The following is a 26,675-nucleotide window of genomic DNA, read 5'->3' as shown; positions in this document are numbered from 1 at the left end:
CAACAATGGGCCCAGCGCGGCCCCGCGGCCGCCCATCCGTACCGGAGACTGCCCATGCCGGAGCACCGAGCAGAAGGTGTCCAGGGTTTCACCGCCCGTCGTGGCTTCCTCAAGGTTTTGGGCGGTTCCGCCGCGCTCGCGCTGTTATCGGGATGCTTCGACGAATTCCGGGCGCTGGGCTTCAAACCGACCGTGGAAAAACACACCCCGTTCATCACCCCCAACGACGACTTCTATCTAGTCGCGGTGGATCCCGCCTACCGTCCGGCGTTCCAGCTACAGGACATCGGCCAGCACTGGTCCCTGGAACTGCAGGGCAGGAGCGGCGCGACGGGACATATCGGCTACGACGACCTCAACGCACGGGCGCGCCACACCGTGCTCTATACCTTCGAATGCATCGGCAACCCGGTGGGTGGGCCGCTCATCGGGAACGCGCGCTGGCGCGTGGTTCCGCTAAAAGAAATGCTGGCACGGGCGCCGGGCGGGATCGGCACCGCCCGGTCCGTGATGTTCGAGGCACTCGACGGATTCTATTCCAGCGTATCCATCGAACGCGCGCTGGACGACTATGCCTTCCTCGCGTTACAGATGAACGGCACGCCGTTACCACCCGGCCATGGCTTCCCGGTGCGTGCCATCCTGCCGGACCTCTACGGGATGAAGCAGCCCCGCTGGCTGAAGCGCATCCGCCTCCTGGAAGAATCCGCCACCACTTCATACTGGGAAAAGCGCGGCTGGGCCGGGGAAGTCCCGGTGAAAACCATGTCCCGCTTCGACCCGCGCAGGCACGCCAAAGCCACACAGCCGCTGGCACTCACGGGGGTAGCCTTCGGTGGCCGGCGCGGCATCCGCAGCGTCGAGGTATCCCTGGACGACGGCGCCAATTGGATCCCCTGCCAACTGGTGACCGGTACCCAGCCCGGGGTGTGGTCCCTGTGGCGCTATGTGTGGAACACGCCGGTACCCGGACGCCATAGCCTGCGGGTACGCGCCACCGACACCACCGGAGCGCTACAGATCGCCCGTTACCAGGACAGCTTTCCGGACGGCGCATCTGGATACGACCAACTGGTCCTGGATTTATCTGCTTAGAACTTCTATCAAGATCGCGGATCGGGCGTTCGGGCACCGCGCGGATCAGCCACCGGCGCATGCGCGCGGCGGTTTGGCCCCTTGGAAAGCCTGCAAGGGTACCGGGCGCCACCGGTTCTGCGGCTCCGGGGCCTGGGTATCGGCTCCTGGCGTCGCGCACTGAACTACGTAGCACGGCTGGCGGTCAGGGCACCGGCACTACTATCCGCGCTACGCAACACCGCGCCGGCGTCAAACGCATTTCCAGCCGCGCGGCACCTGTAGTATCGTGAGCCGCAGCACGCCATCTTGCGTTCCACTATCACGTCAGGAGGTTAACGATGTCGAAAATGGATGAGTTAAACGGTAGCCGTATGCTGCGTCGTTGTATTGCAGCAGGCATTTCGGTGGTGCTTGGGATGGCGTCTTCCGTGGTCCTTGCTGGACCCGAAGCGCCGGCGTTGCGCGCGGCGATCCACGACGGCGCCAAGCTCTTCGCCGCACCGTCCCTGGGCAGCAACGGCCGGAGCTGCCAGAGCTGCCACCTGAACGGCGGCAAAGGCGCGGGGATTCTACCCAACGGAAAGCGGATCCCCAGTCTGCGGAATGCCGCGGCGATCTTTCCGCGCTACAGCGGCAAGGCCGGCAAGGTGCGCACCATGACCATGCAGGTCAATCACTGCATCCAAGGTGGGCTCGGAGGCATGCCGCTGGACTACGACAGTTCCAAGATGGTGGCGCTGGACAGCTATCTGAATTCTCTTGCCACCGGCGAGCCGATCCACATGGGCGCGAAACCGAAATAAGTGCGCCCGGGCGCCGGTCGCCGCACATCAGCGCGGCGACCGGCATAGGTGGTATGCGCTGGATCGGGTCTTATACCCCGCCCGGCCAACCCTGGCGTTCACCGGCGGGCTGGGACCCTCTGGCTGGCGCGGCACACGCGGACTCAGTGGTACGCGGCTTCCCCGCGCTTGGCCGCCAAGTGGGCAACCCACAGCAGCAATGCGCCGACCACCAGGGTGGAAATCTCCGGGGTGGAGAAACTGTCTTCAAGGGAGAGGATCCCGCCGGCGAGTATCATCCACACCCCCACTAAAAGTGCTGCAATCTGCATAATCCTAATCTCCAGCCTGATCGCGAATCGGGTCCGGCGCATGGCGACGATCCACTCCCCCGTCGTGAGGGAGCCACCGTACGGCGGGCGGTCCAATGAGTTCTCAGTGGGTTGGGCCACGACGGGTGGGTGAAGTTCCCTCACTCCGGCGCGCCTTCTTTAGGATATGATTTGTAGTGCAACCCGGGATGGCCAATGGGCCACGGCTAGCTGGCCCGGGTTACGCAAGGCTCTTGGAGGCAATCTCGTAGGTATCGCGGGACAGGCCCGGCGCGGCCACGATCCGTTCCAACTGCGCCCGCATCAGGGCCTGCCGCGCCGCATCGTACTTCCGCCATCGGCTGAGGGCGCTCACCAGCCGTGCCGCAATCTGTGGGTTCAGCGAATCCAGCGCCAGCACTTGATCTCCCAGGAAGGCGTAGCCGCTCCCATCGGGAGCATGGAACCCCACCGGGTTACCCTGACAGAAGCCACCGATCAAAGCCCGTACCTTATTGGGGTTGCGGATGTTGAAGGCCGGGTGGCAGATCAGCGCCTTCACCTCCCCCAGGACCCCGGAGCGGGACGCGGTGGCCTGTATCCCGAACCACTTGTCCACCACCAGGGCGTCGTGCTTCCAACGCGCATAGAATTCAGCGAGGGCCGTTTCCCGCTCCGGGCGCTCGCAGCTGGCAAGACTCGCCAACGCAGTCAACACATCGGTCATGTTGCCGGAGCCGCGAAACTGCTCCACGCACAGCGCCAACGCTTCGTCATCCTCGCGCTCCATCAGGTAACCCAGGCACAGGTTGCGCAGGCTGCGCCGACCCATCGAAACGGCATCGGTGCGATACGGCCCAGTGTCGGCATTCTCCCGGTACACGCGGAGCAGTTCTCCCCGCAACCGACTGGCCAGGGCCACCCGCAGCGAGCGGCGCGCCGCGTGGATGGCATCCGGATCGATCACGTCCATGAACTCGCCTACGTAGGTTTCCGACGGCAGTGTGAGCGCCTGGGCCCGAAACGCCGGGTCGAGCCCGGCACTCGTCAAGGTATGGGCGCAGACATCCATAAACACGCCTCCCGTGTCCAGGCCGCGCCCCGCCTGCCGATTCCGGACCCGATCAAGTAGCACCTTCACGGCCAGTTCCTGCCCGGCATCCCAACGATTGAATTCGTCCGGGTCATGGGCCATCAGGAAGGCCAGCTCTTCGTGACTGCGCGTCAAGCGCAACTTCACCGGCGCTGAGTATCCCCGCAACAACGACGGCACGGGCTCTTCGGTGATGCCGGTAAACGTGTAGGTCTCCTCACGACCGCGCAGATGCAACACCCGAGTACCCGCGACGCCACGCGTCTCGCCCGCCAGTTGCAGCGCCAAGGACTGCCCATCGCGGCCCAGCAGACCCATCGCCAGCGGGATATGGAACGGCTCCTTGCGGGGCTGTCCAGGAGTCGGCGGGCAGCTCTGGGCGATGCTAAGGGCATAGGTCTGTGCTTTGGCGTCGTACGCTCCCTGCACATGCAACTCCGGGGTCCCAGCCTGTTGGTACCAGCGCCTGAACTGGTTTAGGTCCACGTCGTTTGCATCTTCCATCGCGCGGATGAAATCATCAGTGGTCACCGCCTGGCCGTCGTGGCGGTCGAAATACAGATCGGTCCCCTTGCGGAAACCTTCCGCGCCTACCAGGGTGTGGACCATGCGCACCACCTCCGCCCCTTTTTGATAAACCGTGGCGGTGTAGAAATTACTGATCTCCTGATAGGAATCGGGCCGTACCGGGTGCGCCATGGGCCCGGCGTCCTCGCGGAACTGGGCGGTACGCAGCGCGTTAACGTCCCGTATTCGCTTGACGCCGCGCGAAGTCATGTCGGCGCTGAATTCCTGGTCCCGAAACACCGTGAACCCTTCCTTCAGGCTGAGTTGGAACCAATCCCGGCAGGTCACCCGGTTCCCCGACCAGTTGTGGAAATATTCGTGGCCCACGACCCCGAGGATGCCCTGGAAGTCTCCATCGGTGGCGGTATCCGGCCGCGCCAGCACGCAGGCGGAATTGAAGATGTTGAGGCCCTTGTTCTCCATGGCACCCATATTGAAGTCGTCCACCGCCACGATCATGAACAGGTCCAGGTCGTACTCGCGGCCGTAGGCCTTCTCGTCCCACTCCATCGCCTGCTTGAGCGAATCCATGGCGTGACGGGTCTTGTCCAGGTTGTGCCTCTGCACGTAGAGGCGCAACTCCACGTTGCGCCCGGATCGAGTCACGAACCGGTCCTCGATCCACGCCAGGTCCCCCGCCACCAGAGCGAACAAATAGGAAGGCTTGGGAAACGGATCCTCCCAACGCACCCAGTGCCGGCCATCCGGCAGTTCCTCCTGCGCCACCCGGTTGCCATTGGAGAGCAACACCGGGTACCGGGTCCGGTCAGCGACGATGGTCGTGGTATAGCGTGCCATCACATCGGGGCGGTCCAAAAAGTAGGTGATCCTGCGAAAACCTTCTGCCTCGCACTGGGTGCAGAAGTTCCCGCCCGATTGATATAGGCCCTCCAGCGTGGTGTTTTCCTGGGGGTGGATCCGGGTCTCGATCTCCACGGTGCACCGCGGCGGCAATCCGGGCAGGACCAGGGATCCGGCGTCCAGCGCATACTCGTGGGGAGCCAGGGGATGGCCGTCGACCGTCACGGAAATCAGTTCCAGGCCCTCGCCATCGAGCACCAGGGGCCGGACGGGAAGCGTGGCGTCGTACGCGCGGACCAGAAGCAGCCGGGAACGCACACGCGTCTCGGTTTCGCCCAACTCGAAGTGCAGGTCTACCGTTTCGATCCGGTAGTCCGGCGGGCGGTAGTCTTTAAGGTAGGTGGTTTGCGCGGTGCGCAGGGGCGTCACTGCAGACATGGTCCAATCCCCGAAAAATGCGGACCGCAACGACGGCCCGAGGCACTCCTGATTGTACACCTCGTCGGTTCCCGCCGCTGCGGCCTGCGCGGGACCGCGGCGGTCGCGGTCGTGGCCTCCTTGGCGTACAATGGCGCCCTGCAAATCTCGGTGGAACCGCGCCATGAGCCAACTTCAACTCTCCGACCAGCTGATCAGCGCCGTGCAGGAAACCCTGGCGGCCCACGACAGCAACGCCCGCGAGCCTGGGGTAGCAATCCAGTACCTGGCCGCCATCATCGGTTACCGGGTGGGAAAACTGGACATGCCCGCGGCCGGCAAGGAGGACGTCCTGGAGCAATTGGCCGCCTTCTCGCGCCACGTCATGCAGGACATCTGCAGCGCGGAAGAGCGGGCGCAGCCGCAACCGCCGGGACCGGACGCCTTCGGGATCTGGCGCGCGCCCCGCTAGCTTTTAAGGATCGCCGGCTTCCAGATGACGGATGAGCATCGTCTCATCCAGAAAGTAGTGGCATAGCTCGCGGTCGGCGGTGACCAAAACCGGGACCTTGGCACCGTACCGCGCCTCAAGCTGCGGCTCACCGTCTATGTCCACGACCTCCAACGCGAATCCGTAACGCTCTTGGAACGGCCGCAGCGCACTAAGCATCTCCTCGCAGAGATGACAATGGGAACGCCCGTAGACGGTCAGCCGCATGGCAAATACCCTCTTCACAAAGATCATGGCGGAGCATACCCGCGCTTCGACGTAGTGCCCGATGCGCCTCGGCATTCTGTGACGCGTACCAGCGGAAAATCCAGCCTAGGAGTCTGCCCTCAGCAGCCGCTCGGCGGTCCGCTTGCCGTTGGCGATGCAATCGGCCACCGAGATGCCATCCCGGAAATTGCTGCACAGGCGCAGCCCGGGGAAGGTCTGCTCAGCCTGTGCGATGGCCTGGATCAGTTCGAGGTGACCCAGATTGTACTGTGGGATCGCCTTGCGCCAGCGGGCAAGACGCCGGAACACCGGTGCCGCGCCGATACCCATCAGTGCGGCATTCTCTTCATGAGCGACCCTGAAGATCTCCTCGTCGGGTTGGAGCGCGCACTCCGGCTGGCGGGCACCACCGATGAAAGTTGTCACTATGGCGGACCCCGGCGGCGCGCGACCCGGAAACAGGCTGGAATTCCAGATGGTACCGAGGATCCCGCGCCCCTCGATCTCCGGAACCAGAAACCCGAAACCATCCAGACCGATGCGGATATCGCAGCTCCGGTAACCCAGCGCCACTACCGTCACCGGCGGATATTTGACCTCTTCCAGACGTCCGGCGAGTTCCGGCATCCAGTCCCGCAGCAGCTCCGCCGCGGCGTACGCCGGCACCGACAGCACCACCGCGTCGTAGCGCTGTTCGGCGATTTGGCCGTCGTGTTCCGAAACGACCTTGAAGCCCCGCGCCGCCGGCGCCACGCTCCGTACCCGGGTATTTAGGTGCAACGCCGGGCCGAGGGATGCGGCCAAGGTCCGCGGCAAAGTCGCCATCCCTGTGCGGAATGAAAACAACGGCGCCGATGCGCGCGATGCTGTGGGTTGCTTCCGGCGCGCGCGCGCGCCGATCAGCGTTCCCTTGATCAACCCACCGTAACGCTGTTCCAAGGCGTCGAGCTTCGGAAACGCGGCCCGCACGCTCAAGCGCCGGGGATTTCCGGCATAGATCCCCGCCACGAACGGGTCCACGGCATAGTCCAGGAACTCGTGCCCCAACCGGCGCCGCACGAACTCGGCGATCGTCTCCTCGTGGCCAGCGCGGCGCACGAAGGGTTCGAGCAGCAGCCGCAGCTTGGCCCGCCGGCTCCACAATGGCGTTGTCAGGAAACTGCCCGGGCCGGTGGGCAGCGGGTGGAGCCGCCCACCGCGCAGGATGTAGCGATGCCGGGCAAACCCGGCGGCGGGCAGTTTCTCCGCGCGGATCCCGAGGTCCCCGAGGAGTTCCTCGATCACCGGGGTGGTCTCCGCGGTACTGTTGGGGCCGGCTTCCATCAGGAAGCCCTCCGCGTGCTCGCTGCGGATTGTCCCGCCGGCCTCTGTGCGCCGTTCCAACACGACGGGTTTGCATCCGCCCTTGCCCAGAAAATGCGCGGTGCTGAGCCCGGAGATTCCGGCCCCGATGATCGCCACATCTATCGTCACCGCTCCCGCCCCTTCGCCTCTGACCACGCGCGGCCTAAGCCAACATTATCCCGGATCAGGCCACGTTGAACACCCCGGATGGTGAGGCTCCACACGCCCGTCGCATCGCGGTACGACGGCAAAACGATTTGAACGGGCCGTCCCTGACCATTTTCAACCTCCGTCCAGAGATGCAGCGATAGCGCTTCCCGGGTGGTCAGGGACTGTCTGGGTGCGCCGGCATCGGGGTCATCAGCGGCGGCATGTGCGGGCGCTGTTCACGTGCCGTTGCCGGAACCCATCGGCCGCATCCGTCCGCCGCCGACCCGCATCACCCCGCCGACCAGCAAGCCCGCAACGGCGCCATAGAGGTGGGCCTGGACGACCACCGCGCTGCCGATCATCTCGGCCACCCCAGGGGTCGCTCCATGGAACTGCTCCCATCCGATCTTGAGCAACAGCGCGCCGAGCAGTCCGTAGCGCTCGAGGCCCTGCAAGGTGTCATCCGTTACCAGCCCGATGGCAAACAGTCCGTGCAGGACACCGGACAAACCTACATACCAGTCAAGCCGGGGATCGAACATCAACAGGCCCAGGCCGACCGAGAGACTGCAGAGCAGGACCGACACCAGCCACCGCAAGGGCGACCATTCACGCGCCAGCAACACCCAGATAAAGATCAGGCCAAGCAGGTTCAGCGCCAGATGCGGCCAGTTCAGGTGGACAAAATTACCGGTGATCAGCCGCCACCATTGGCCATGTAGAATCCCGTTGCGATCGTAGCGCAGCCCGTCGGTGGTCCACGGAGCGAACCACTGGAGCACTACGGTCAACACCACGAGGGAAAGAGGAAAGAGGGCCCCGGCGAGCGTATGGACCGTGCCCCACCGGGGCCCGCCTGAGCATCGCGTCACTCCCTCACCCAGGGGACCAGGGCGGTCTTCCATGCCAGCATCCGTATCCATTAAAGAATGGGGATCAGGGATTATCGCGGTTTCGGCGCGGATCCACCAATCAAAGCCACAACCCCGGTGCAGCCGGGTGCGGACCGCACAAATCAGCCTACCGTGGCCATATCCTCGGGCGAGATGGCCGCAGGCCTTCCGATATGGTAGCCCTGGGCGTAGTCCACGTGGAAGCGGCGCAGTAACGCCAGCGTCGGCTCGTCTTCCACGAATTCCGCGACCACTTCCTTCCGGTAGGCCTTCGCCACCCGTGTAATCGCCTCTACCAACGCCTGGTCCTCCCGGCTCGAGGGCAGGTTCCGGATAAAGCTGCCGTCGATCTTGACGAGGTCAACTGGTAGCGACCGGAGATGGACGAAGGAGGTGAAGCCGATTCCGAAGTCGTCCAGAGCGAACCGGCATCCCAGCTCGCGGAGCGAGTCCATCAGCGCACGTGCCTGCTGCAAATCATCTATCGCAGCAGTTTCAGTGAGCTCGAAGATCAGTTTGTGGCCGTCCACATGGCTGCGCGCCAACCGGTCCCTCAACCAGCCGAGCAGCCGGGTATCTCCGATGTGGGCGCCGCTCAGGTTGACGGCGAGCGAGATATCCGGATAGCGGGGATGCAGGTGTTCCAGGTAGTCGATAGTCATCTCGAGGACCTGGTAATCGATCCGGTCGATGATACCAAACCGCTCCGCCACGCTGATAAACCTGGATGGCAGGGTAATCGTGCCATCCGGCTCTTTCATGCGCACCAGGACCTCATAGTGGTGGACGGTTCCGCTGGGGATATGCAGGATTGGTTGAAAATGCAGCAGGAACTGGCGTTTCTCCAGCGCATTGTGGATCCGCTCCACCCAACGCGCCGACAAGGCATCCTCCAGCTGCTCGTTCACGTCATAGACGTGAACCGGGCCGGCGGCACGGGCCCGGTGCAAGGCATTCTCGGCCCGGGACAGAAGGTCCGTGGAGTTGGTGCCGTGATCGGGGAATCCGACGATTCCGATCTTCCCCGTGATGCGCAGCACATCGCCGTCATACCGGATCGGCAGTTCATCGATGCCGCCGAGCAGGCGTTCGGCAAGCGCCCCCGCGCCCGTGAGGCCGGTCGCCGGGAGGACGATCAGGAACCGGCCACCGCTGGAACGGGCGAGCAGGCAGTCACGCGACCGGGAAACCACATCACTGCCGCGCAAGGCGTCATGCAGATAGCGCCCGACCTGGCTGAGTATCTCGTCGCCGGCCTTGTGGCCAAAGGCGTTGTTGATGTGGCCGAATCGGTCCACCGCCAAGCACAGGCAACTCAATTCCCCGCCTTGGCGCGCCTCCAGGCGCAGGAGGTTGTCGAGCACCAGACCCAGGCCATGCTGGTTCAACAGGCCGGTAAGAGGATCGTGATTCGTCAGATAGCGGATCTTCGCTTCGGCCTCATGGTGGGCGGTGATATCGGTCAATACCCCGAAATAGCGTGCGGACTCGCTGACATCGCGGTTCTCGATGCGGCCATTGTCGCGGAACCAACGCACACTCGTCCCGTCCTTGTGCCACATGCGATACTCGACGGTGAACGCGCCCTCATGGGCGAGTCGGTCCAGGATCTCGTCCACCACACGTTCACGATCGCCTTCGTGGAGTTGATTGCGCCATAAATGCGGATTGTCGGCGAACTCGTCCGGATCGAAACCGAGGTTGGCCGCCACGTTGGTGCTGATGAAACCAACCCGGAACCCCGGCAAGTCCATGGTATAAAGTATGTCCGGCACCGACTCGATCATGTGGCGTATGCGCCATTCCGAGTGCCGCGCCCGTTCCGTGAACATGGCAAGCTGGTGGGTATATCCGCCCACCAGCGCATAAAGCAGGCCGGAGGTAGCCAGTACGAACACCCAGCCCTTGACGCCCTGCAGGATGGCCAAGGTTTCAGAACCCGGCACCACGTTGGCAAACAGCGGGTCCGAAAACAGGATCCACCCCGCCGCGATGACGAAGTAGATCAAGGTAATCCGCACGGCGATACCCCTGGCCACGGAGGTGGCCGAGTCCCGGGCCAGGGTGGCCGGCCCACCGGCGTCGCTCCCGCGATGGGCAGCGGCCTCTGCCGTACCGGAATGGCAAGCCTTGGATGTGAGTCGTGTATTCGTCACGCTATACCTGTCGTCCGAATCGTGATCGGCCGCCCGGGGTCCGGCCGTGGGCCACGGCCGGTTCGTAGCACCGCAGCACGGCGGGAGCGACCCGCTACGGGTCACTCCATCCAGGACCGGCCACGACATGGCCTCAAACCAGGACTGCTGGGCCGGGGCTGCTCTTCACCCTATCGGCGTCGCGACGGGATTCTCAAGTGAACGTTCCGTGACTTACGTCCCGGTCCTCGCCCGGGGGGGGCCGTCGATCCGAATCCGTAGTGAATCTTCCCGCCGGGCGACGGTCTACCCCCAGATATGTCACGCACCCCCGCCTCGCTGGGTCCTCCGGACCGTCCCTGATGTCCACCATTCCGACGCCTTTGGGGCACCCCTCTGTTGGAGCGCCTGGTTTCCGGGCCGTGGTGCCCGGGCGTAAACCGCGCCGGGCCCGCTGGGCGGCCAGCACTGGGGCTAGCACTACGTCTTGGCCTCTTAGGGACCCTGGACCCGCCCAGGCCACGGAACCCGAGACGCCCGCCGCGCCGCCTCCGGTAGTCACCACGATGGGTGGCGCCGCGAGTTGCCGGGCGCTCCCGGTAGACCTGTTCCTCAACACGAACTATCCGCTGACCGACGTGGTGACCCATCATCCTGCTGGCACCTCCCGGGATATGACGTTGCCCGTCACCCGCCCGATCAAACACACCATGGCGGGTCTGCACCCGTTACGCCGCGTGCGCTTGGTCTCCGCGCCAGGCCTACCAATCTTCGGGGCTGACGGTAATGATCGGCTGCGTCACGTCACCCTGGTCAGCGTGACGGTGAACAACGGTATCGTGCCGCTGAGTTGCGCGGGACAGCCGCGGCGCGCGGGCCTGGACGCGGCGACCGCCATCCACCGCGCCGTGGAGGTGCGGATCCGTCCCTTGCTGCGCACCCACCTGACCAGTATCCTGGCGCTGGTACCGGCGGCCCTGGGCACCGGCGCCTTCCTCATCCTCAACCTGATCCCGGTTCTGTACGTGGCCACCGAGCGCTGGCGCCGCCCGCCCCGGACTGCCGCAGACCGGGATGGAGATCCGGCATGACTGCGGCAACTTCGCCCATGCCCCGGACGCCATCGCGGCCACCGCGCCCTCGTCTGGCGGCCGGACGCCGGCTCACCCCACTGCTGCTGGCCGGCGTGCTGCTCTCGGGATGCGCGGTCTACCACCCCAAGCCGCTGCCGGAGGGTCCGGACCTCGCCCGCACCGTGCCCCAACTTACGGTGGATCCGGCCACCCTGCGGCTGCCGGGGCTGCGCCCCCACCCGTTCAACCCGGCGCGCCCGCTCGACATGACCGATGTTGCGATCCTCGCGGCGGTGAACAATCCCCAGCTCAAGGCGGCGCGGCAACAGGCCGGAGTCGCGCGGGCACAGTTGTTCGACGCGCGGCTGCTCCCGGACCCGCAACTCTCGATCAATCCGGACTTCACCACCAACCGGGGCCCGGGGCTCACCAACGCGCTGAGCGTCGGCCTGAGTTATGACCTGAAGACCCTGATCACCCGCTGGGCGGGCGTCTCCGCGGCGCGTTCCGCGGTACACCAAGTGGACCTGGGCCTGCTATGGAGCGAATGGCAGGTAGTCCAGCAGGCCCGCTCCCTGTTCATACAGGTCACGGCGCAGGAGGCGGAACTCACGCTGTTGCGCCGTTTCCAGGCCCTGTACGCCCAGCGTTACGCCCGTTCGTCCAAGGCCCTGCGCCAGGGCAACCTGACCCTGGACGTGGTGGGTACCGATCTGACTGCGCTCCTCGACGCCAACACGCGGGTCAACGACATGGAGCGCAAGCTCAGTGAGACCCGCCAGACCCTCAATGTGCTCCTGGGTCTCGCGCCGGAGGCGCCCCTGCGGCTCACTGCCACAGATTCGGTGGCAGCGATCACTGCGGCGCAAATCCGCACCGCCCTGGCGAACCTGCCCCGCCGCCGCCCGGATCTGCTCGCCCTGCGAGCCGGCTACAAAAGCCAGGAACAGCGCGTACGTCAAGCGGTGCTGGCCCAGTTTCCCGCGTTGAACGTGGGCGTTACCCGGTCCCGGGACAACAGTGATATCCACAGCACCGGCCTCGGCATCACCCTCACACTGCCGATACTCAACGGTAACCGGGGTCAGGTCGCCATCGAACGGGCCACCCGGGCCAAGCTGCGCCAGGAATATCAGGCGCGGCTCGACGCGGCCTACGCGCAGGTGCAGCTCCTATGGACACGCCACCAGCTGCTCAGTGAGCAACTGGTGGCCGTGAACCGCAATCTGCCAACGATCCAAACCATGGCGGATCATGCGCGCCGCGCCTATGAGGCCCGGGACCTGGGAGCCCTGATCTACCTGAATCTGGAGAACACGCTGCTCAACAAGCAACTCGAGGCGCTGAACCTGCAGCAGTCCCTGTTGGAAACACGGGTGGCGCTGCAAACGCTGCTCGGCGCGGCTTGGGCCGCGCCCGCACAACCGACAACAGGAGAGTGACGTGACCCTGCGTTGGACTTCCAGTCTTTTCACCACCGGGCTGCTGGCCTTGTGCATGACGGCGCACGCCACCACCGAGACCGCCGCCCCATCGAGCGTCCTGGTGCGTACCGAACCTGCGCGCGAGGTGACACTCACCCAAAGCCTCACCGCCTTCGGACATGTGCAGGCGGACCCGGATAGCCGTATCAGCATCAACCTGCCGCGCGCCGGCCTGATCAACCGCCTGTGGGTCCGCCTAGGCCAGGAAGTGGCGGCGGGTGCGCCGCTCTTGGAACTCGATACCGCGCCCACCACACGCATGGGCTATCAGCAAGCGAAGGCGGCAGTGGACTATGCCCAAAGCGAACTGCAGCGGTTACAACGGCTGCTCGCCGAGCAGCTCGCCACCCGCGCCCAGGTAGATGCCGCGCGACGCCAGCTGCGCGATGCCCAATCGACCCTGGCGGCGCAGCGCAAGCTCGGCGCCGGCCAGGGAATCGAAGTGATCCGCGCGCCGTTCACCGGGATCGTTACTCAGGTCAATGTCAACCAGGGCGAGCGGGTACAAGCCGACGCCAATGCCCTGATCCTGGCACGGCGGGATCACCTGCTGGTCCCGCTCGGGGTGGAGCCGGAAGACGCGCAGAAACTCAAGCCGGGGATGCCGGTGATCCTCAGTCCGGTGTTCGACCCCCGCGTGACCATCGACGCCACCATCGCGACCCTCCATGCCATGATCAATCCGGCCACGCGGCTGGTGGACGTCATCGCGCGCGTGAACCCCAAGGATGCCCATGACCTGATGCTCGACATGGTCATGCAGGGCACCATTGTGATCTCACGCACCAAGGACCTGGCGGTGCCGCGCAGCGCGGTGCTCACCGACGCCAAGGGCAGCTACGTTTTCGTGGTACGCAACGCCATCGCGCACCGCGTGGACGTCACCACCGGGACTGAGGATCGTGGCCTGATCGCAATCCACGGCGCGCTGCGGCCGGGAGCGCCAGTGGTGGTGCTGGGCAACTACGAGCTGCGCGACGGCGCCGCGGTCCGGGAGCAGCCCTGATGGGCTTCGCGGAATGGGCCCGGCATCACCGGCGCTCCATACTCTTCCTGATCTTGATCCTCGCCGTGGGCGGGGCGGTCAGCGCATTCAAACTACCCGTGGCGCTGTTCCCGCACGTCAACTTCCCGCGCATCATGGTCCTGATCGACGCTGGCGATCGGCCCGCCGAGCAGATGGTTATCCAGGTAACCCAGCCGGTGGAGCTGGCCGTGCGCGGGGTCCCCGGGGTACGCAGTCTGCGCTCCACCACCAGCCGGGGCAGCGCGGAACTCAACGTCAATTTCGACTGGGGCCACGATATGCCGATGGCCAAGCAGCAGGTGGCCTCGGCGATCAACCAGATCCTGCCCAATTTGCCTCCCGGAACGCGCTTCAACGTGCGCCGCATGAACCCGACCGTGGACCCGGTGGCAGCCTACAGCCTCACATCGAAGAGCCTGGACCTGGTCCAGCTCCACGACATCGCGCGTTATGAGCTGCTGCCGTTGCTCTCCACCATCCGCGGCGTGGCGCGCATCGGGATCCAGGGCGGTCAGCGCGCGGAGTACCGGGTCAGCGTCGATCCCGCCCGCCTCCAGGGCTACGGGCTGAGCATGGATGACGTGGTGAAGGCGCTGTCTGCATCCAACGTGCTGCGCGCCGTGGGCCGCCTCGAGGATCACTACAAACTCTACCTGGTGCTCTCGGACACCCGCTTCACCAGTCTCGATCAGATCCGCCACACGGTGTTGCGCAGCGGTAGCAACGGGCTGGTGGAGCTTGAGGATATCGCCACCGTATCGCGCTCCACCGTGCCCCAGTGGGTACGCGTCACCGCCGATGGACACAACGCCGTGCTGGTCAACATCTACCAGCAGCCGGGGGGCAACACGGTACGGATCGTGCACGACATCCGCGCCAAGCTGGCGGCCTACCGCAGCAAGCTCCCGGTAGGGGTCACCATACATAATTGGTATGATCAAAGCATACTGATCGTCAACTCGGCCACCAGCGTGCGGGACGCGATCCTGATCGGCGCGGCACTGGCGGCAGTGGTCCTGTTCGTATTTCTGCGCAACGCGCGCATCACGCTGATCGCGATCATCGTGGTTCCGGCGGTGCTGGCCGCCACCGTTCTATTGCTCTATGTCCTGGGCATGAGCTTCAATATCATGACCCTCGGTGGCATGGCCGCGGCGGTCGGACTGATCATCGATGACGCCATCGTCATGGTGGAACACATCATCCGCCGCTGGCGCGGCGCCGAGGGGGCGCTGCACGAGCGCCTCAAGCGCGCAGTGCTGGAGTTCAGCCGGCCCCTTGCGGGATCTTCCGCCTCGACGATCATCATCTTCATACCGCTGGCGTTTCTCAGTGGCGTCACCGGCGCGTTCTTCAAGGCCTTGTCCCTCACCATGGGGTCGGCACTGTTGATCTCGTTTCTCGTGGCGTGGCTCGCGGTACCGCTGCTGGCGGAACACCTGCTGCGGGACCGGGACGCGGAACAGCCCGAAGGCGGCGCGTTTAAGCACGCCATCGACCGGCACTACCGCCGGGTGCTGGAAGCGAGCTTTGCGCGCCCCTGGCTGGTCCTGATCGGGCTCGGGCCGCTCCTGCTGGCGGGTTATGTGTGCTACGGGCATGTGGGTTCAGGATTCCTGCCCCATATGGACGAGGGTGGCTTCGTGCTGGATTACCGTGCCCCACCCGGCACGTCGTTGACGGAGACTGACCGGCTGCTGCGCCAAGTCGGTGCGATCCTGCAGCACAACCGCTGGGTGGACACCTATTCCCGGCGCACCGGTTTGCAACTGGGCGGCGGCGTCACGGAGGCCAACGAAGGGGACTTCTTTGTGCGGCTCAAGCCGCCACCGCGGCCGAACATCGAAGTGGTCATGGAACAGGTGCGCCAGCAGGTGCTCGCCAAGGTGCCGGGCCTGCATATCGAAATGGCCCAGTTGATGGAGGACCTGATCGGCGATCTCACCGCGGTGCCGCAGCCCATCGAGATCAAACTGTTCGGCGACAATGCGGAGAAGCTCCTCGACACCGCTCCGAAGATTGCGCGGGCGATCGCTAAGATCCCCGGCGTGGTGGACGTGAGCAAGGGCATCGTGCTCGCCGGAGATGCGCTCGACATCCGGGTGGACCGGCGCAAGGCCGCACTGGAGGGAGTGGATCCCGAAGCGATAACGCAACAATTGGAGGCCTACCTCACCGGCGTGGTCACCACCCACGTGCAGAAGGGCATCAAGATGATCGGGATCCGGGTGTGGGTCCCCAAGGACATGCGCACCACCGAGCAGCAGGTCGGCAACCTGTGGTTGCGGGCCGCCGACGGCCACCTGTTCCCGCTGCGGCGGGTGGCTACCATCCACACCGTGGTGGGCCAGCCCCAGATCACCCGTGAGAACCTGAAACGCATGGTGGCAGTCACGGGGCGGATCAGCGGCCGAGACATGGGTTCCACGATACGGGCGGTCAAGAAGGTGCTAAACAGCGCCGGTGCGATCCCCAAGGGCGTCTATTACCAACTCGGCGGCCTCTACAAACAACAGCAGATCGCCTTCCGCGGCCTCATGGCGGTCTTCGTCGCGGCGGTGGCGCTGATCTTCCTGCTCCTGCTGTTCCTCTACGAACGCTTCCAAATCGCCCTGTCCATTCTGATGATGCCCCTGCTGGCGATCGCGGCCGTGTTCATCGGGCTTTGGATCACCGGCAGCGAACTCAACATTTCCTCGATGATGGGCATGACCATGGTGGTGGGCATCGTCACGGAAGTGGCCATCTTCTATTTCTCCGAATACCAGGAACAGATCGTCGGCCAGGAGGAAAACGAGGCCCTCGTCCTGGCCGGGATCCACCGGCGCCGGCCCATCGCGATGACCACCCTGGCGGCGATTCTGGCCCTGCTCCCCCTCGCCCTGGCCCTTGGCCAGGGTTCCGCCATGCAGCAACCCCTGGCGATCGCGATCATCTCCGGCCTGGTGGTGCAGATGCCCCTGGTGCTGCTGGTGATGCCGGTCCTGTTCCGGCTGTTCCCGCGGCCGCGGCTGGCCCCTGACTGATCGCGCCCCGGGCGCGCCGATCCGGTACAATGACGCTGTGACGGCGCGGCCTGACTCTGGCGGCCCGCGCCGTCACAGCGTAGTCGACGGTACGTCGCGGCACGCCCAGGGGGTACACCCTGGCGCGTGCCGCGACGCCCACGGCAGGAGACCGGCGACCGTGCCGGGTCAGGCAGGGAGTCCACATGGAATCCTTCCGCGCGTTCCGTATCCACAATGAGGACGGCACCGTGCACGCCGGAGTCGAATCGCTGCGCCTGGACGATCTTTCCCCCGGTGAAGTGGTGCTGCGCGCCGCGTATTCCGGCATCAACTACAAGGACGCATTGGCGGGCACCGGGAAGGGCAAGATCCTGCGCCGCTTTCCCCTCGTGGGTGGAATCGACGTCGCCGGCACTATCGTCTCGTCGCAGGACCCGCGCCTGCGCGAAGGGGACGCGGTCCTGGTCACCGGCTGCGGCCTGAGCGAGGACCACGATGGCGGCTATGCCGAGTACGTCCGGGTCCCGGCGGACTGGGTGATCCCCGTGCCCGCGGGCCTGGATCCGCGCCTGGCCATGGCCCTCGGCACCGCCGGTTTTACCGCCGCCCTGGCGGTGCAGCGGCTGGAGGACAACCATCAAACTCCGAATCTTGGCCCGCTCGTGGTAACCGGCGCCAGCGGCGGCGTGGGGAGTTTCGCCGTCGACATCCTCGCCGGCTTGGGCTACGAGGTGATCGCGGTCACCGGAAAGGCAGACGCCACCCCTTATCTCAAGGACCTGGGCGCCAGCCATGTGGTAAGCCGTCAGGAGCTGGAAATGCGTGGCCGTCCCCTGGAGGGTGCCCAGTGGGGCGGCGCCGTGGACAACGTCGGCGGGGAGATGCTGGCGTGGCTCACCCGCACCGTGCGTCCCTGGGGCAACATCGTGAGCATCGGCATGGCGGGCGGGACTGCCCTGCACACCACCGTAATGCCGTTCATCCTGCGAGGCATCGGCCTGTTGGGCGTGACCTCGTCCAACTGCCCGCTGCCCCTGCGCCGGCGGACCTGGCAGCGGCTCGCCACCGACCTGCGCCCGCGCTCCCTGGAGGCAGTGGTCCGGGCAACCGTGGGGCTCGACGGGCTGCCGGATGCGTTCGAAGACCTGTTGGCGGGGAAATCCAAGGGCCGTGTCCTGGTGAAGATCGCGCCCGAGGCGCCCTGAGACAGCCCCGCGGTGGCGACGTGGTGGAAGGAAATCGCACGCTCCACCGGCTCCGATCCGCGCGCGCCGGGCGATTCCAGCCGGACCGGTTCCACCCGCGGCATCCGGTCACGAAAGCTCAGCCCTGACTCCAGATGATACGGTTCGGCATCGACCTGGGAGGCACCAAGACCGAGATCATCGCCCTGGACCCCACGGGCGTCGAACGGCTGCGCCACCGGGTGGCTACTCCCCAAGGGGACTACCCCGGGATCCTGCGCACCATCGCCGCGCTGGTACACGACGCCGAGCGCGAACTCGATGCACCAGGGTCCGTGGGCGTCGGGACCCCAGGCGCCCTGTCCCGGGCCACCGGGCGGCTGCGCAATTCCAATACCCCATGTCTCAACGGTCAACCGCTGCTGCGGGATCTGGGAGACACACTCCAGCGCCCCGTGCGCATGGAGAACGACGCCAACTGTTTTGCACTCTCGGAGGCCACCGACGGCGCGGGCGGCGGTTGCGCGGTGGTATTCGGTGTGATCGTGGGTACTGGAACCGGCGGTGGCATCGTCGCCCATGGCCGGCTGTTGGCCGGGATCAACGCCATCGCGGGGGAATGGGGTCACAACCCGCTACCGTGGCCCAATGACGATGAGCGGCCCGGCCCCGCGTGTTACTGCGGACGGCACGGGTGCATCGAGACCTTCCTATCCGGTCCGGGCTTGACGGACGACCACCACCGGACCACCGGGGTGCGGCTTGCACCGGCGGAAATCGCCGCCCACGCGGAACGGGGCGATCCCGGCGCCCGGCACAGCCTCGATCGCTACGCCGGGCGGATGGCCCGGGCCCTGGCGCACGTGATCAACCTGCTGGACCCGGATGTGATCGTGCTGGGCGGCGGCCTCTCCAACCTGGGATACCTGTACGAAACGGTGCCGCGCCTCTGGCAGCACCACGTGTTCTCGGATCGGGTGAATACACGCCTGTTGCCACCCCGGCATGGGGACTCCAGCGGCGCACGCGGGGCTGCGTGGCTCTGGTGAGCGGTTCTGGCTGGCGTGCGAAAAAAGGGCCAGCGCCGTGATACGCAGCGCTGGCCCGGTTCCGTAGGCGGGAATTACTGGACGATGATGGTATTCACGGCCTTGCCGCCACGATTCAGGGAGACCTTCACCTGATAGACACCGCGGTGCGATCCCATCTGCACCGGCACACTGAGAACACTTCCGTTTGCCCCCGTCACGCCGTCACCGGAAGTGGTCAGGACGTCACTCGGCAGGATCTGGCCCCGGCTGGATCCGCCCGGGCCCTTGAATACGATGCGGCCAATGACCTGATCACCGGCGTCGGCCTTGCCGTTCCCATTGCTGTCCTGCACCAGACGCGCCCGCCAGGGATGGTGCGCGTCCACTATATACCCCACCCCGGCGATCCCCTTTTGCGGGATGAACGGATTCGGTTGCAGGGCGGCTGCTTCAAAGAGCAGAAACCGCGGCGCATAGGGAGCCCCGGCGGAGAACGGCACCGCCTTGGCCGTATGTACCAGCATGGACCCGGGCGCCACATGCTGGAAATTGGTGGACTCCACCAATTCCGCCGTCGTCGACGCCGGGCTGCCCTGATTGCCGGTCACCAACCCGTCGTTCGTCACGAAGACCTGACGGCCGACGCTCGCCATGAACTCCACGGCGCGCTTTCCGTACTCCACCTGCTCGCCTTTCGAATCATAGATCCGCACCGTGACGGTTCCGGTACTACCCGCGGGCCCGTTGGTGAAAGGCGCGGGACCCGAACCGTTGCCACCCGGACGCACATGGATCACCTTGAACCCGATCTGATCCGCACGCGCGTTTTCGAGCCCGTTCTCGCCGTTGCCGCCGTTGGGCACGATCTTGATCACCTTGTTGCCGCTGTCCATGATCAAATAGTTACCGTGCTGCACGCCAGCGCCTGCGGCGGCGACGATCGGATCCTGCGGGTGTCCCGTGGTCAGAATGAAGAACGCGTTGCTGTTGATCGGCACAAAGGGAAGGCCATTGTCCACCCCGTTGCGCTGGAACGAGCCGCCCAGTTTTACCTCCATCCAACCCCCGGCCGGAATCTGGTGGCCAAAGTGCGTGGCGTCAAAGGCAAGGCGATTCGGAATCCCCGGCGCGTTCAGGAACAAATTGATCTCGGTGGGCGCACCGGCGACGATGCCGTTGGAAACCACCGGAGCACTGACCAGCGCAGTGGCGATATTGGCGGTGGCGTCATTGTCGCCATCCTCGTGACCCCACGCGCCGTGGGTCCCCGCGGTGACGAGCAGCGCAACAGCCAGGAAGCCCGGCGCGAACCAAGTCATCCGTCTCGATACCATGTTCATGTTTAATCCCCCCGTTGTATTTAATAAGACATACACCCGGGCGGCACTGCCCCGGGCAAGCGCGTCTCGGCCTGGAACCAAACGTCCGGAGCATCCCGCAACCGGCGTCCGGACCTCCGCCCGCGTTAGAAAACAGCGGGGCGTACCCCATGGCCCGGTCCGTTGGAGAGACCGAGCGCGGGTAGCAAGCCAAGACCTGTGGTCGATAGTACACGCAACGGCGCGCTGCTGGCGACGGACCCGATCGAGGCCGGCGCGACGTTCAGGCCGCGTTGTTATTCCCCTGTTGCGGCGCGCGCCGCAACAGCGGCACGCTGCGTCCTGTCCGACCGGGAGCCGCTTTGTTACAATTCACGCCGGAATTCAACCGCGCCCGGGATGGCCCGCGGGTCCTCACACACCGCCGGCACCGGAATCCGCCCAGGCCGCCGGGCGTCATGGGGCTGAGCAGGATTCGCGCCCGCGTGTCTCACCATATCCGACTGCCGGTGTTTCTCGCGTTGCTGGCCGGGATGTCCGGTCCGCCCAGCATTGCGGCTGCGCCGGCCGGCGCGCCGCACCCCGCGCCCACCTGCCAATACCGGGTCGTGGAACGCTTTCCCCATGACTCCACCGCGTTCACCGAGGGCCTGGTATTCGACCACGGGGTACTCTATGAGAGCACCGGCTTACGCGACGGTTCGACGCTGCGCGCAGTGGACCTGGGAACCGGCCGGATACTCAGGCGGCGTTCCTTGCCTGCACAGGTCTTCGGCGAGGGCTTGACCGTCGCTCGTGGCCAGCTCATCCAACTTACCTATCAATCGCACCTCGGCTTCGTCTACGACCCGAAGACCTTCGCGCAGTTGCGGACCTTCCACTACGCCGGCCAAGGCTGGGGAATCACCTTCGACGGCAAGCGGCTCATCATGAGCAACGGATCCGCGACCCTGCGTCTGCTGGACCCGGAGACCTTCCAGGTCATCGGCAAACGAATCGTACGGGACGCCGGCCGTCCAGTGACCGGACTGAACGAATTGGAATATATCCGTGGGAACCTGTACGCGAACGTGTGGCCCACCGATCGGATCGCCCGCATCGACCCCGCCACCGGCACGGTCACCGGCTGGATCCGCCTGACGGGGCTGCTGGACACCAACCAATGGCACCGCCCGGTGGCGGAGCCTAACGGAATCGCATACGACCCCAACGGAGACCGCCTATTGGTGACGGGGAAGTTCTGGCCATGGCTGTTCGCGATCCACCTGATGCCGTGCCCCGGCCGCGCGGACCGCCCCTACGCGGTACCCGCCGATCGACAGCGGCCGGCTCCGCCACGAACCGGGCCGTAGGGGGCTGCTGCACGATCCGCGCACCGGCCCGGAGCCTGGGCACCCGCCGGATCCGTCTTCGTCCGGGGCACGTTCGCGCACCGCCCTCGCCCGGGCGCCGCAACGCGTGACCGGGGCCCTTCCGCTCCCCCGGGTAGGGCACGCGCGGGTCTCCGACCCCGCGGTGGAGCGGCACAACCGCCGTATTGAAAATGCGCGCGGGCCGACCGGACAGGACGTACCTACGGACCCGGCGCCGTTGCCCCAAAACGCGCGCCCAACCTCACACACCCCCATCCGACTGGCCGGTCGCCCCGTTGATTACGCCGATAAAAACGCCGATAAAAAATAGTGGCGCCCGTTGATGCCCTGCCGTATGATCCCGGATACGTTGCAGTGGTTCTTGTCCAACGATCCGGAAGTCCTTCTGCCCTTTCGCACTGAACTCCCATTCGCAATCCTTCAGGAACCTGCTGCGCGCCACCCCGTGTCCTATCTTAATTTGAGGTCATTACCGTGTTGACTGGAACTGTGAAGTGGTTCAACGAGAGTAAGGGTTACGGCTTTATCACCCCGGACGACGGCGGCAAAGACGTCTTTGTCCATCATTCGGCGATTACCGGCAGCGGATTCAAGACCCTGGCCGAGGGGCAAAAGGTCTCCTTCGAGACCGAACAGACCCCGAAGGGTCTGGCCGCGGCCAACGTAACACCGGTCTAAGGCATTCCCTCTAACCGGGGCGGGGTCCCGCGCGCTACGCGGGACCCCGCCCCGGTCTGCCGCGGCAGACGGTCGGCTGCACGCTGCGCCCCCTGGGAGGTCACCGCCGGACCCGGGGTGGCTGTGCTGCGCCGGGGGGCCGTGTGATACTTCGGCGTCCTCGAATGTCCGTCACGTACACCGGCCCTGCGCGACCGAAGCTACAGCGCCAGGTCCATCATCCGGCTGCATGTCTCCCGCTCGTTCATACCCGGCGCCCCTGCCGATATTTCATCCGGCATTTCTCACCGATGTTCTGCAGTGACACCGCCGCCGGGAAGTCCCGGCATGGGAATTCCCCGGCGGCGCTTGGACGGCACGGGGAATCCCGCATTGCTCAGGAGAGCCCCGACAGGCGGCGGCCGAGCCTGCATTCCCGCGGCTCCGTGAATTGCTTGGAGACTCTACCGCCACACCATCCCGCCCCTTGGGGGCGGGAACACGGGCCGGAGCTTGGCTTACTCCGTTACGCGCTCAGTAACGGGAATTCGCGGCGGAACGACGGGCACCACCGCCCTTGCGCGCCTGCGGCCGTCGCCCATCGGGGCGGCCCACAGGCCGGTGATCGGGGGCGCGCGCCCGGACGCGGGACGCACCCGTCGCGGGCCCGGGCTCGTACCCGGCCATCACCTGGGCGGGGATGTCCCTTTTCAATAGCCGCTGGATGGCTGCAAGTTGAGAGGTCTCATCCGCGCTGACCAGCGAGATCGCAGTACCGGGCTCCCCGGCACGCCCGGTGCGCCCGATGCGATGCACGTAATCCTCCGGCGTGTCCGGCAATTCAAAATTGACTACATGCGGCAGGCGATCGATATCCAACCCACGGGCCGCCACATCGGTGGCCACCAGCACCCGGACGCCCTGTGCCTTGAAGGCGGCAAGCGCCCGGCTGCGGGCGTTCTGGCTCTTGTTGCCATGGATGGCAGCCGATTCGATTCCATCCTGCTCCAGTTGCTTGGCAAGACGATCGGCACCGTGTTTGGTCCGGGTGAACACCAGCACTTGGCGCCAGTTCTGGGATCCCACCAGATAGGACAACAGCGCGCGCTTGCGGGCTTGATCCACCAAGTACACCGACTGCTCAACCCCGGCCGCGGTGGCGTTGGGCCGCGCCACCTCGATGGTCTCCGGCTGCGACAGGAACCGGCGCGACAGGGCCTTGATGGCATCGGGGAAGGTGGCGGAGAACAGCAGGGTCTGGCGGCGGGTCGGCAGCTCGCGGAAGATCCGCTCGATCGCCGGAAGGAAACCCATGTCCAGCATGCGGTCCGCCTCATCCAGCACCAACACTTCCACCATACCCAGGTCCACGGTCCGGCGCGTCAGGTGATCCAGCAGGCGGCCGGGAGTCGCGACCAGCACGTCCACCCCGCGGCGCAGGGCCTGGATCTGGGGTTGGATCCCGACGCCGCCGAATACCGCCGCGCAGCGCACCGGAAGGCTACGGCCGTAGTCGCTGACGTTTTCCCTGACTTGCGCGGCAAGCTCGCGGGTAGGCGTCAAGATCAGGGCCCGCACACCCCGCCGGCCGCCCGTTGTGGCCGTCAGGCGGTGGAGTATCGGCAGGGTGAAGGCAGCCGTCTTGCCGGTGCCGGTCTGGGCACTGGCCATGAGATCCCGCCCCGCAAGCACCGCCGGGATGGCGCGGGCCTGGATGGGGGTGGGGACGGTATAACCCTGTGCGGCGACCGCACGCAGAATTTCGGCCGAAAGGCCGAGGGAATCAAATGACATGATATGGATACTCCTAGTCAGCTGGCAAGGCAGCCCAGGCCAACACCTGGACGGCTACAGGGTCAGCGAAGAATGGCCTTATGAGGGGGCATACCGCGACCGGTTTGCGGTACCGGCCTAGCAGCGAAGGAGCGTGCCCTGCGGGTACTCCGGGCACGGCCGGTGGGCCGCGCCGCGACAAACTTGGGCGCTAGCCTACCACAGGCGGGGGCGTCGGGACAGCCCGATCCGTAGGGACGGGGCCACTGGGGGCGGCTCCCTTTACAAATCATAACCATTCCCGTCTGCCCTCGGGACCCTAGGATCGAATATCATAGGCGTAGAATAGGCGTAGAGCTGTCCCGCATTCCTGACGAGTGGGACAGGTCCCGATCGTCAGGCGGCGGGCCGGGGATCCGCCTGCCGGTCAAGCACCCAACGACGTTCCGCGCCGTCAGCCCAACCGTGGTACCAACCCGACTCCAAACGGACACACACCATGCAAGATTTCTATCAAGCCTGGAACGCCCTGCGTTTCGGCGGGCCCATGATCTACCCGCTGCTGGTCTTGGCCGTCATTACCGTGGCCATTCTGCTTGATAAGACCTACGTATACCTGCGCTACACGCGCCCGCCTGCGGTCCTCCTGCGCCTGGTGGAAAACCTGGCCAGCGGCTGGAACGACTTGGAACACCAAGTCACGATCCTGAACCCCCACCACCATTTCGCGCGGTTCCTGCGCGTCATCCTGCAGAACCGATCGCAACCGGTATGGTGGACCGAATCGCGTGCCAGCGACGAGGCGCAGGCGATCGAACGCGCCATCAACCGTGGGCTCTGGATATTGGAGACCATCGTCACCGCGGCACCGCTACTGGGCCTGCTTGGGACCATCACCGGCATGATGCATGCGTTCAATCTGATCGGCAGCAAGGGGCTGGTAGACCCCAACGGGGTGACCTCCGGCGTTGCCGAGGCGTTGATCGCCACCGCGCTGGGGCTGTTGATCGCCCTGGTCGCCCTGTTCGGCTTCAACTTCTTCTCGCGCCTGCAATCCCGGACGCTGGACGAGATGGAGCGGATCGGGACCCGGCTGGTGGACCGGGTGCGTCTGAGCGCGCAGGATCCAGAGATGCGTCATGAAGCGGCGTAAGTCCCGGGAATTCCGGCGCGGACGCATCGAGATCATCCCGATGATCGACGTGATGTTCTTCCTGCTCGCGACCTTCATGCTCGCCTCGCTGACGATGCAGAATCTGCACTCGCTCCCGGTGAATCTGCCCAAGGGCAAGGCCGAGACCATGCAGACCGAGGAGCCGGTGACCCTGACGGTCACGGAACAAAACCGCATCTTTGTGAACCACACGCCGGTCACCGTGGACACCCTGGCCACTACCCTCAAGCCCTTGCTCAAGGGCACCGATCCGGCGGTGATCGTCTCCGCGGACCGCGCGGCCCGCAACGGCGTGGTGGTGCGCGCGATGCTGGCGGCCCGCCAGGCAGGCGCGAACCGGTTCCTGATCGCCATCAAGCGCCCATGAGTGAGGCGGTCCTACTGGGCCCCGGGGCGCCCGACGACCCTGCCCGCCGCCTCGCCTGGGTCCTGGCCGTGGCGGTGCTGCTGGTGCTGCTCGGCCTGCTGGGCGTGGGGCGGCTGCTCAAGAGCCCGATGATGGTGCCGGTCGCCCCCACCAAGCCGGTGGAGGCGCGTATCTACGAGCTACCCGCCGCGCCGGGCGGCGCGCCTGCCCGGCCCGCCGCGCCGGCACCGGTCCCGCCACGGCCCACGGTGCGTCGTCAGCCCGCGTTGCCCACCGCCCCGCCGCGGACGGTGCCGGCACAGCCGCGCGGGACAATGCCGGTGCCACGCGCCCAGCGCCCACCGGCACCCAGCCATCCGCCCCTGAATTGGGCGACCTTGCGATCCCAGGTCGCGGACGCGGTGGCGGACGCCACCGCGAGTCGCCGCTCGGTGCTGCAGATTCATGACCCGCACACGCTGGTGGCCCACTATTACATCGCCTCCGTTCTGCGCAAGCTCCAGGCGATCGGCAACCTGAACTACCCAGGCGCCCTGACCGGCGTCACGGTGGTGCGGTTGATCATCGACCGTCAGGGAGGCCTGGTGAATCTCAAGCTCCTGCATTCATCGAGTAACGACGCTCTGGACCACGACGCGGAACGGATCGTGCGCATGTCCGCCCCATTCGCCCCATTCCCCACTGACCTGAAACGTCAGACCGCCCATATCGAACTGGTGATCTATATGAATTTCTACGGCTACCGGAAGCTGTACACCGAATATTGAGGCATGAGCAAACGCGGCTCATCCCGCGGAATTGCTTGGCGCCTGATCCAGAAACAGCCACTGCGCAATCCCGATGCACCATCCGAAACGCGGCCCGCCGCCAGCGGTACCCGGATCGGGCGAACCGGTATCTACCGGCACCCCGTCAAA

Annotated in this window: 23 protein-coding genes; 14 read left to right on the top strand and 9 right to left on the bottom strand. The window is 65.6% G+C overall.

Annotated elements, in window-relative coordinates; translation table 11 throughout:
* The first annotated feature begins 54 nt into the window (after positions 1-54).
* Both B7Z66_07835 and B7Z66_07830 read left to right on the top strand, forming a co-directional pair.
* A complete protein-coding gene (locus B7Z66_07835; protein OYV76684.1) occupies positions 55-1,095 on the top strand; it encodes a hypothetical protein in 1,041 nt (346 codons plus the stop codon).
* Positions 1,096-1,415: 320 nt separating this feature from the next.
* A complete protein-coding gene (locus B7Z66_07830; protein OYV76683.1) occupies positions 1,416-1,880 on the top strand; it encodes a hypothetical protein in 465 nt (154 codons plus the stop codon).
* Positions 1,881-2,023: 143 nt separating this feature from the next.
* Here B7Z66_07830 and B7Z66_07825 read toward each other — a convergent pair whose 3' ends face one another.
* Together B7Z66_07825 and B7Z66_07820 are read right to left on the bottom strand one after the other, a co-directional pair.
* Complete coding sequence (locus B7Z66_07825) at positions 2,024-2,311, bottom strand: hypothetical protein (protein OYV76682.1); 288 nt, start codon at positions 2,309-2,311, stop codon at positions 2,024-2,026.
* A 100-nt stretch (positions 2,312-2,411) separates the two neighbouring features.
* Complete coding sequence (locus B7Z66_07820; protein OYV76700.1) at positions 2,412-5,069, bottom strand: aminopeptidase N; 2,658 nt, start codon at positions 5,067-5,069, stop codon at positions 2,412-2,414.
* A 163-nt stretch (positions 5,070-5,232) separates the two neighbouring features.
* On the opposite strand from B7Z66_07820, the gene B7Z66_07815 reads away from it, so the two are divergent.
* Positions 5,233-5,520 (top strand): hypothetical protein, encoded by a 288-nt coding sequence (locus B7Z66_07815; GenBank protein ID OYV76681.1) that lies wholly within the window; start codon positions 5,233-5,235, stop codon positions 5,518-5,520.
* Between the two features lie 3 nt (positions 5,521-5,523).
* Here B7Z66_07815 and B7Z66_07810 read toward each other — a convergent pair whose 3' ends face one another.
* The 4 genes from B7Z66_07810 to B7Z66_07795 form a co-directional block, all read right to left on the bottom strand.
* Positions 5,524-5,766: a thioredoxin family protein gene (locus B7Z66_07810; GenBank protein ID OYV76699.1), complete on the bottom strand. Its 243-nt coding sequence runs from the start codon at positions 5,764-5,766 to the stop codon at positions 5,524-5,526.
* A 105-nt stretch (positions 5,767-5,871) separates the two neighbouring features.
* The gene (locus B7Z66_07805) at positions 5,872-7,266 is read right to left on the bottom strand and encodes a protoporphyrinogen oxidase (protein ID OYV76680.1); all 1,395 of its coding nucleotides are present in this window, start codon (positions 7,264-7,266) and stop codon (positions 5,872-5,874) included.
* Positions 7,267-7,496: 230 nt separating this feature from the next.
* Positions 7,497-8,165, bottom strand: a complete 669-nt coding sequence (locus B7Z66_07800; protein OYV76679.1) for a rhombosortase — start codon at positions 8,163-8,165, stop codon at positions 7,497-7,499.
* Positions 8,166-8,275: 110 nt separating this feature from the next.
* On the bottom strand, positions 8,276-10,438 hold the full coding sequence (locus tag B7Z66_07795) for a hypothetical protein (protein OYV76678.1): 2,163 nt from the start codon (positions 10,436-10,438) through the stop codon (positions 8,276-8,278).
* Positions 10,439-10,854: 416 nt separating this feature from the next.
* On the opposite strand from B7Z66_07795, the gene B7Z66_07790 reads away from it, so the two are divergent.
* From B7Z66_07790 to B7Z66_07765, 6 genes are all read left to right on the top strand, one after another.
* On the top strand, positions 10,855-11,379 hold the full coding sequence (locus B7Z66_07790) for a hypothetical protein (GenBank protein ID OYV76677.1): 525 nt from the start codon (positions 10,855-10,857) through the stop codon (positions 11,377-11,379).
* Positions 11,376-12,803, top strand: a complete 1,428-nt coding sequence (locus B7Z66_07785; GenBank protein OYV76676.1) for a hypothetical protein — start codon at positions 11,376-11,378, stop codon at positions 12,801-12,803. Before B7Z66_07790 ends, B7Z66_07785 begins: the two co-directional genes overlap by 4 nt.
* 1 nt (position 12,804) lies before the next feature.
* Positions 12,805-13,851, top strand: a complete 1,047-nt coding sequence (locus B7Z66_07780) for a hypothetical protein (protein ID OYV76675.1) — start codon at positions 12,805-12,807, stop codon at positions 13,849-13,851.
* On the top strand, positions 13,851-16,898 hold the full coding sequence (locus B7Z66_07775) for a transporter (GenBank protein OYV76674.1): 3,048 nt from the start codon (positions 13,851-13,853) through the stop codon (positions 16,896-16,898). Before B7Z66_07780 ends, B7Z66_07775 begins: the two co-directional genes overlap by 1 nt.
* 185 nt (positions 16,899-17,083) lie before the next feature.
* Positions 17,084-18,085, top strand: a complete 1,002-nt coding sequence (locus B7Z66_07770; GenBank protein OYV76673.1) for an oxidoreductase — start codon at positions 17,084-17,086, stop codon at positions 18,083-18,085.
* A 134-nt stretch (positions 18,086-18,219) separates the two neighbouring features.
* Positions 18,220-19,113, top strand: a complete 894-nt coding sequence (locus B7Z66_07765; GenBank protein OYV76672.1) for a fructokinase — start codon at positions 18,220-18,222, stop codon at positions 19,111-19,113.
* 74 nt (positions 19,114-19,187) lie between these two features.
* Here the strand turns inward: B7Z66_07765 and B7Z66_07760 are convergent, their stop codons facing one another.
* Positions 19,188-20,414, bottom strand: coding sequence for a hypothetical protein (locus B7Z66_07760; GenBank protein OYV76671.1), 1,227 nt, complete (start codon positions 20,412-20,414; stop codon positions 19,188-19,190).
* A 458-nt stretch (positions 20,415-20,872) separates the two neighbouring features.
* Here B7Z66_07760 and B7Z66_07755 point away from each other — a divergent pair, with 458 nt between their 5' ends.
* Positions 20,873-21,766, top strand: coding sequence for a hypothetical protein (locus B7Z66_07755; GenBank protein OYV76670.1), 894 nt, complete (start codon positions 20,873-20,875; stop codon positions 21,764-21,766).
* A gap of 262 nt (positions 21,767-22,028) precedes the next feature.
* On the opposite strand, the gene B7Z66_07750 is transcribed toward B7Z66_07755, so the two are convergent.
* The gene (locus B7Z66_07750) at positions 22,029-22,229 is read right to left on the bottom strand and encodes a hypothetical protein (GenBank protein ID OYV76669.1); all 201 of its coding nucleotides are present in this window, start codon (positions 22,227-22,229) and stop codon (positions 22,029-22,031) included.
* A gap of 32 nt (positions 22,230-22,261) precedes the next feature.
* On the opposite strand from B7Z66_07750, the gene B7Z66_07745 reads away from it, so the two are divergent.
* On the top strand, positions 22,262-22,465 hold the full coding sequence (locus B7Z66_07745) for a cold-shock protein (protein ID OYV76668.1): 204 nt from the start codon (positions 22,262-22,264) through the stop codon (positions 22,463-22,465).
* A 513-nt stretch (positions 22,466-22,978) separates the two neighbouring features.
* Here B7Z66_07745 and B7Z66_07740 read toward each other — a convergent pair.
* Positions 22,979-24,238, bottom strand: coding sequence for an ATP-dependent RNA helicase RhlE (locus B7Z66_07740; protein ID OYV76667.1), 1,260 nt, complete (start codon positions 24,236-24,238; stop codon positions 22,979-22,981).
* Positions 24,239-24,716: 478 nt separating this feature from the next.
* Here B7Z66_07740 and B7Z66_07735 point away from each other — a divergent pair, with 478 nt between their 5' ends.
* From B7Z66_07735 to B7Z66_07725, 3 genes are read left to right on the top strand one after another with little or no spacing between them, the layout of a single operon-like run.
* Positions 24,717-25,370 (top strand): flagellar motor protein MotA, encoded by a 654-nt coding sequence (locus B7Z66_07735; protein OYV76666.1) that lies wholly within the window; start codon positions 24,717-24,719, stop codon positions 25,368-25,370.
* Positions 25,357-25,758 carry a biopolymer transporter ExbD gene (locus B7Z66_07730; GenBank protein ID OYV76665.1) on the top strand — a complete coding sequence of 134 codons (402 nt, stop codon included), beginning with the start codon at positions 25,357-25,359 and terminating at the stop codon, positions 25,756-25,758. Before B7Z66_07735 ends, B7Z66_07730 begins: the two co-directional genes overlap by 14 nt.
* Positions 25,755-26,525 (top strand): hypothetical protein, encoded by a 771-nt coding sequence (locus B7Z66_07725; protein OYV76664.1) that lies wholly within the window; start codon positions 25,755-25,757, stop codon positions 26,523-26,525. The genes B7Z66_07730 and B7Z66_07725 overlap by 4 nt, the downstream gene beginning before the upstream one ends.
* Positions 26,526-26,675 lie beyond the last annotated feature (150 nt).

It is taken from the genome of Chromatiales bacterium 21-64-14 (assembly GCA_002255365.1).
Classification (GTDB): Bacteria; Pseudomonadota; Gammaproteobacteria; order 21-64-14; family 21-64-14; genus 21-64-14.
This window is presented reverse-complemented; position numbering and strand designations above follow the sequence as displayed.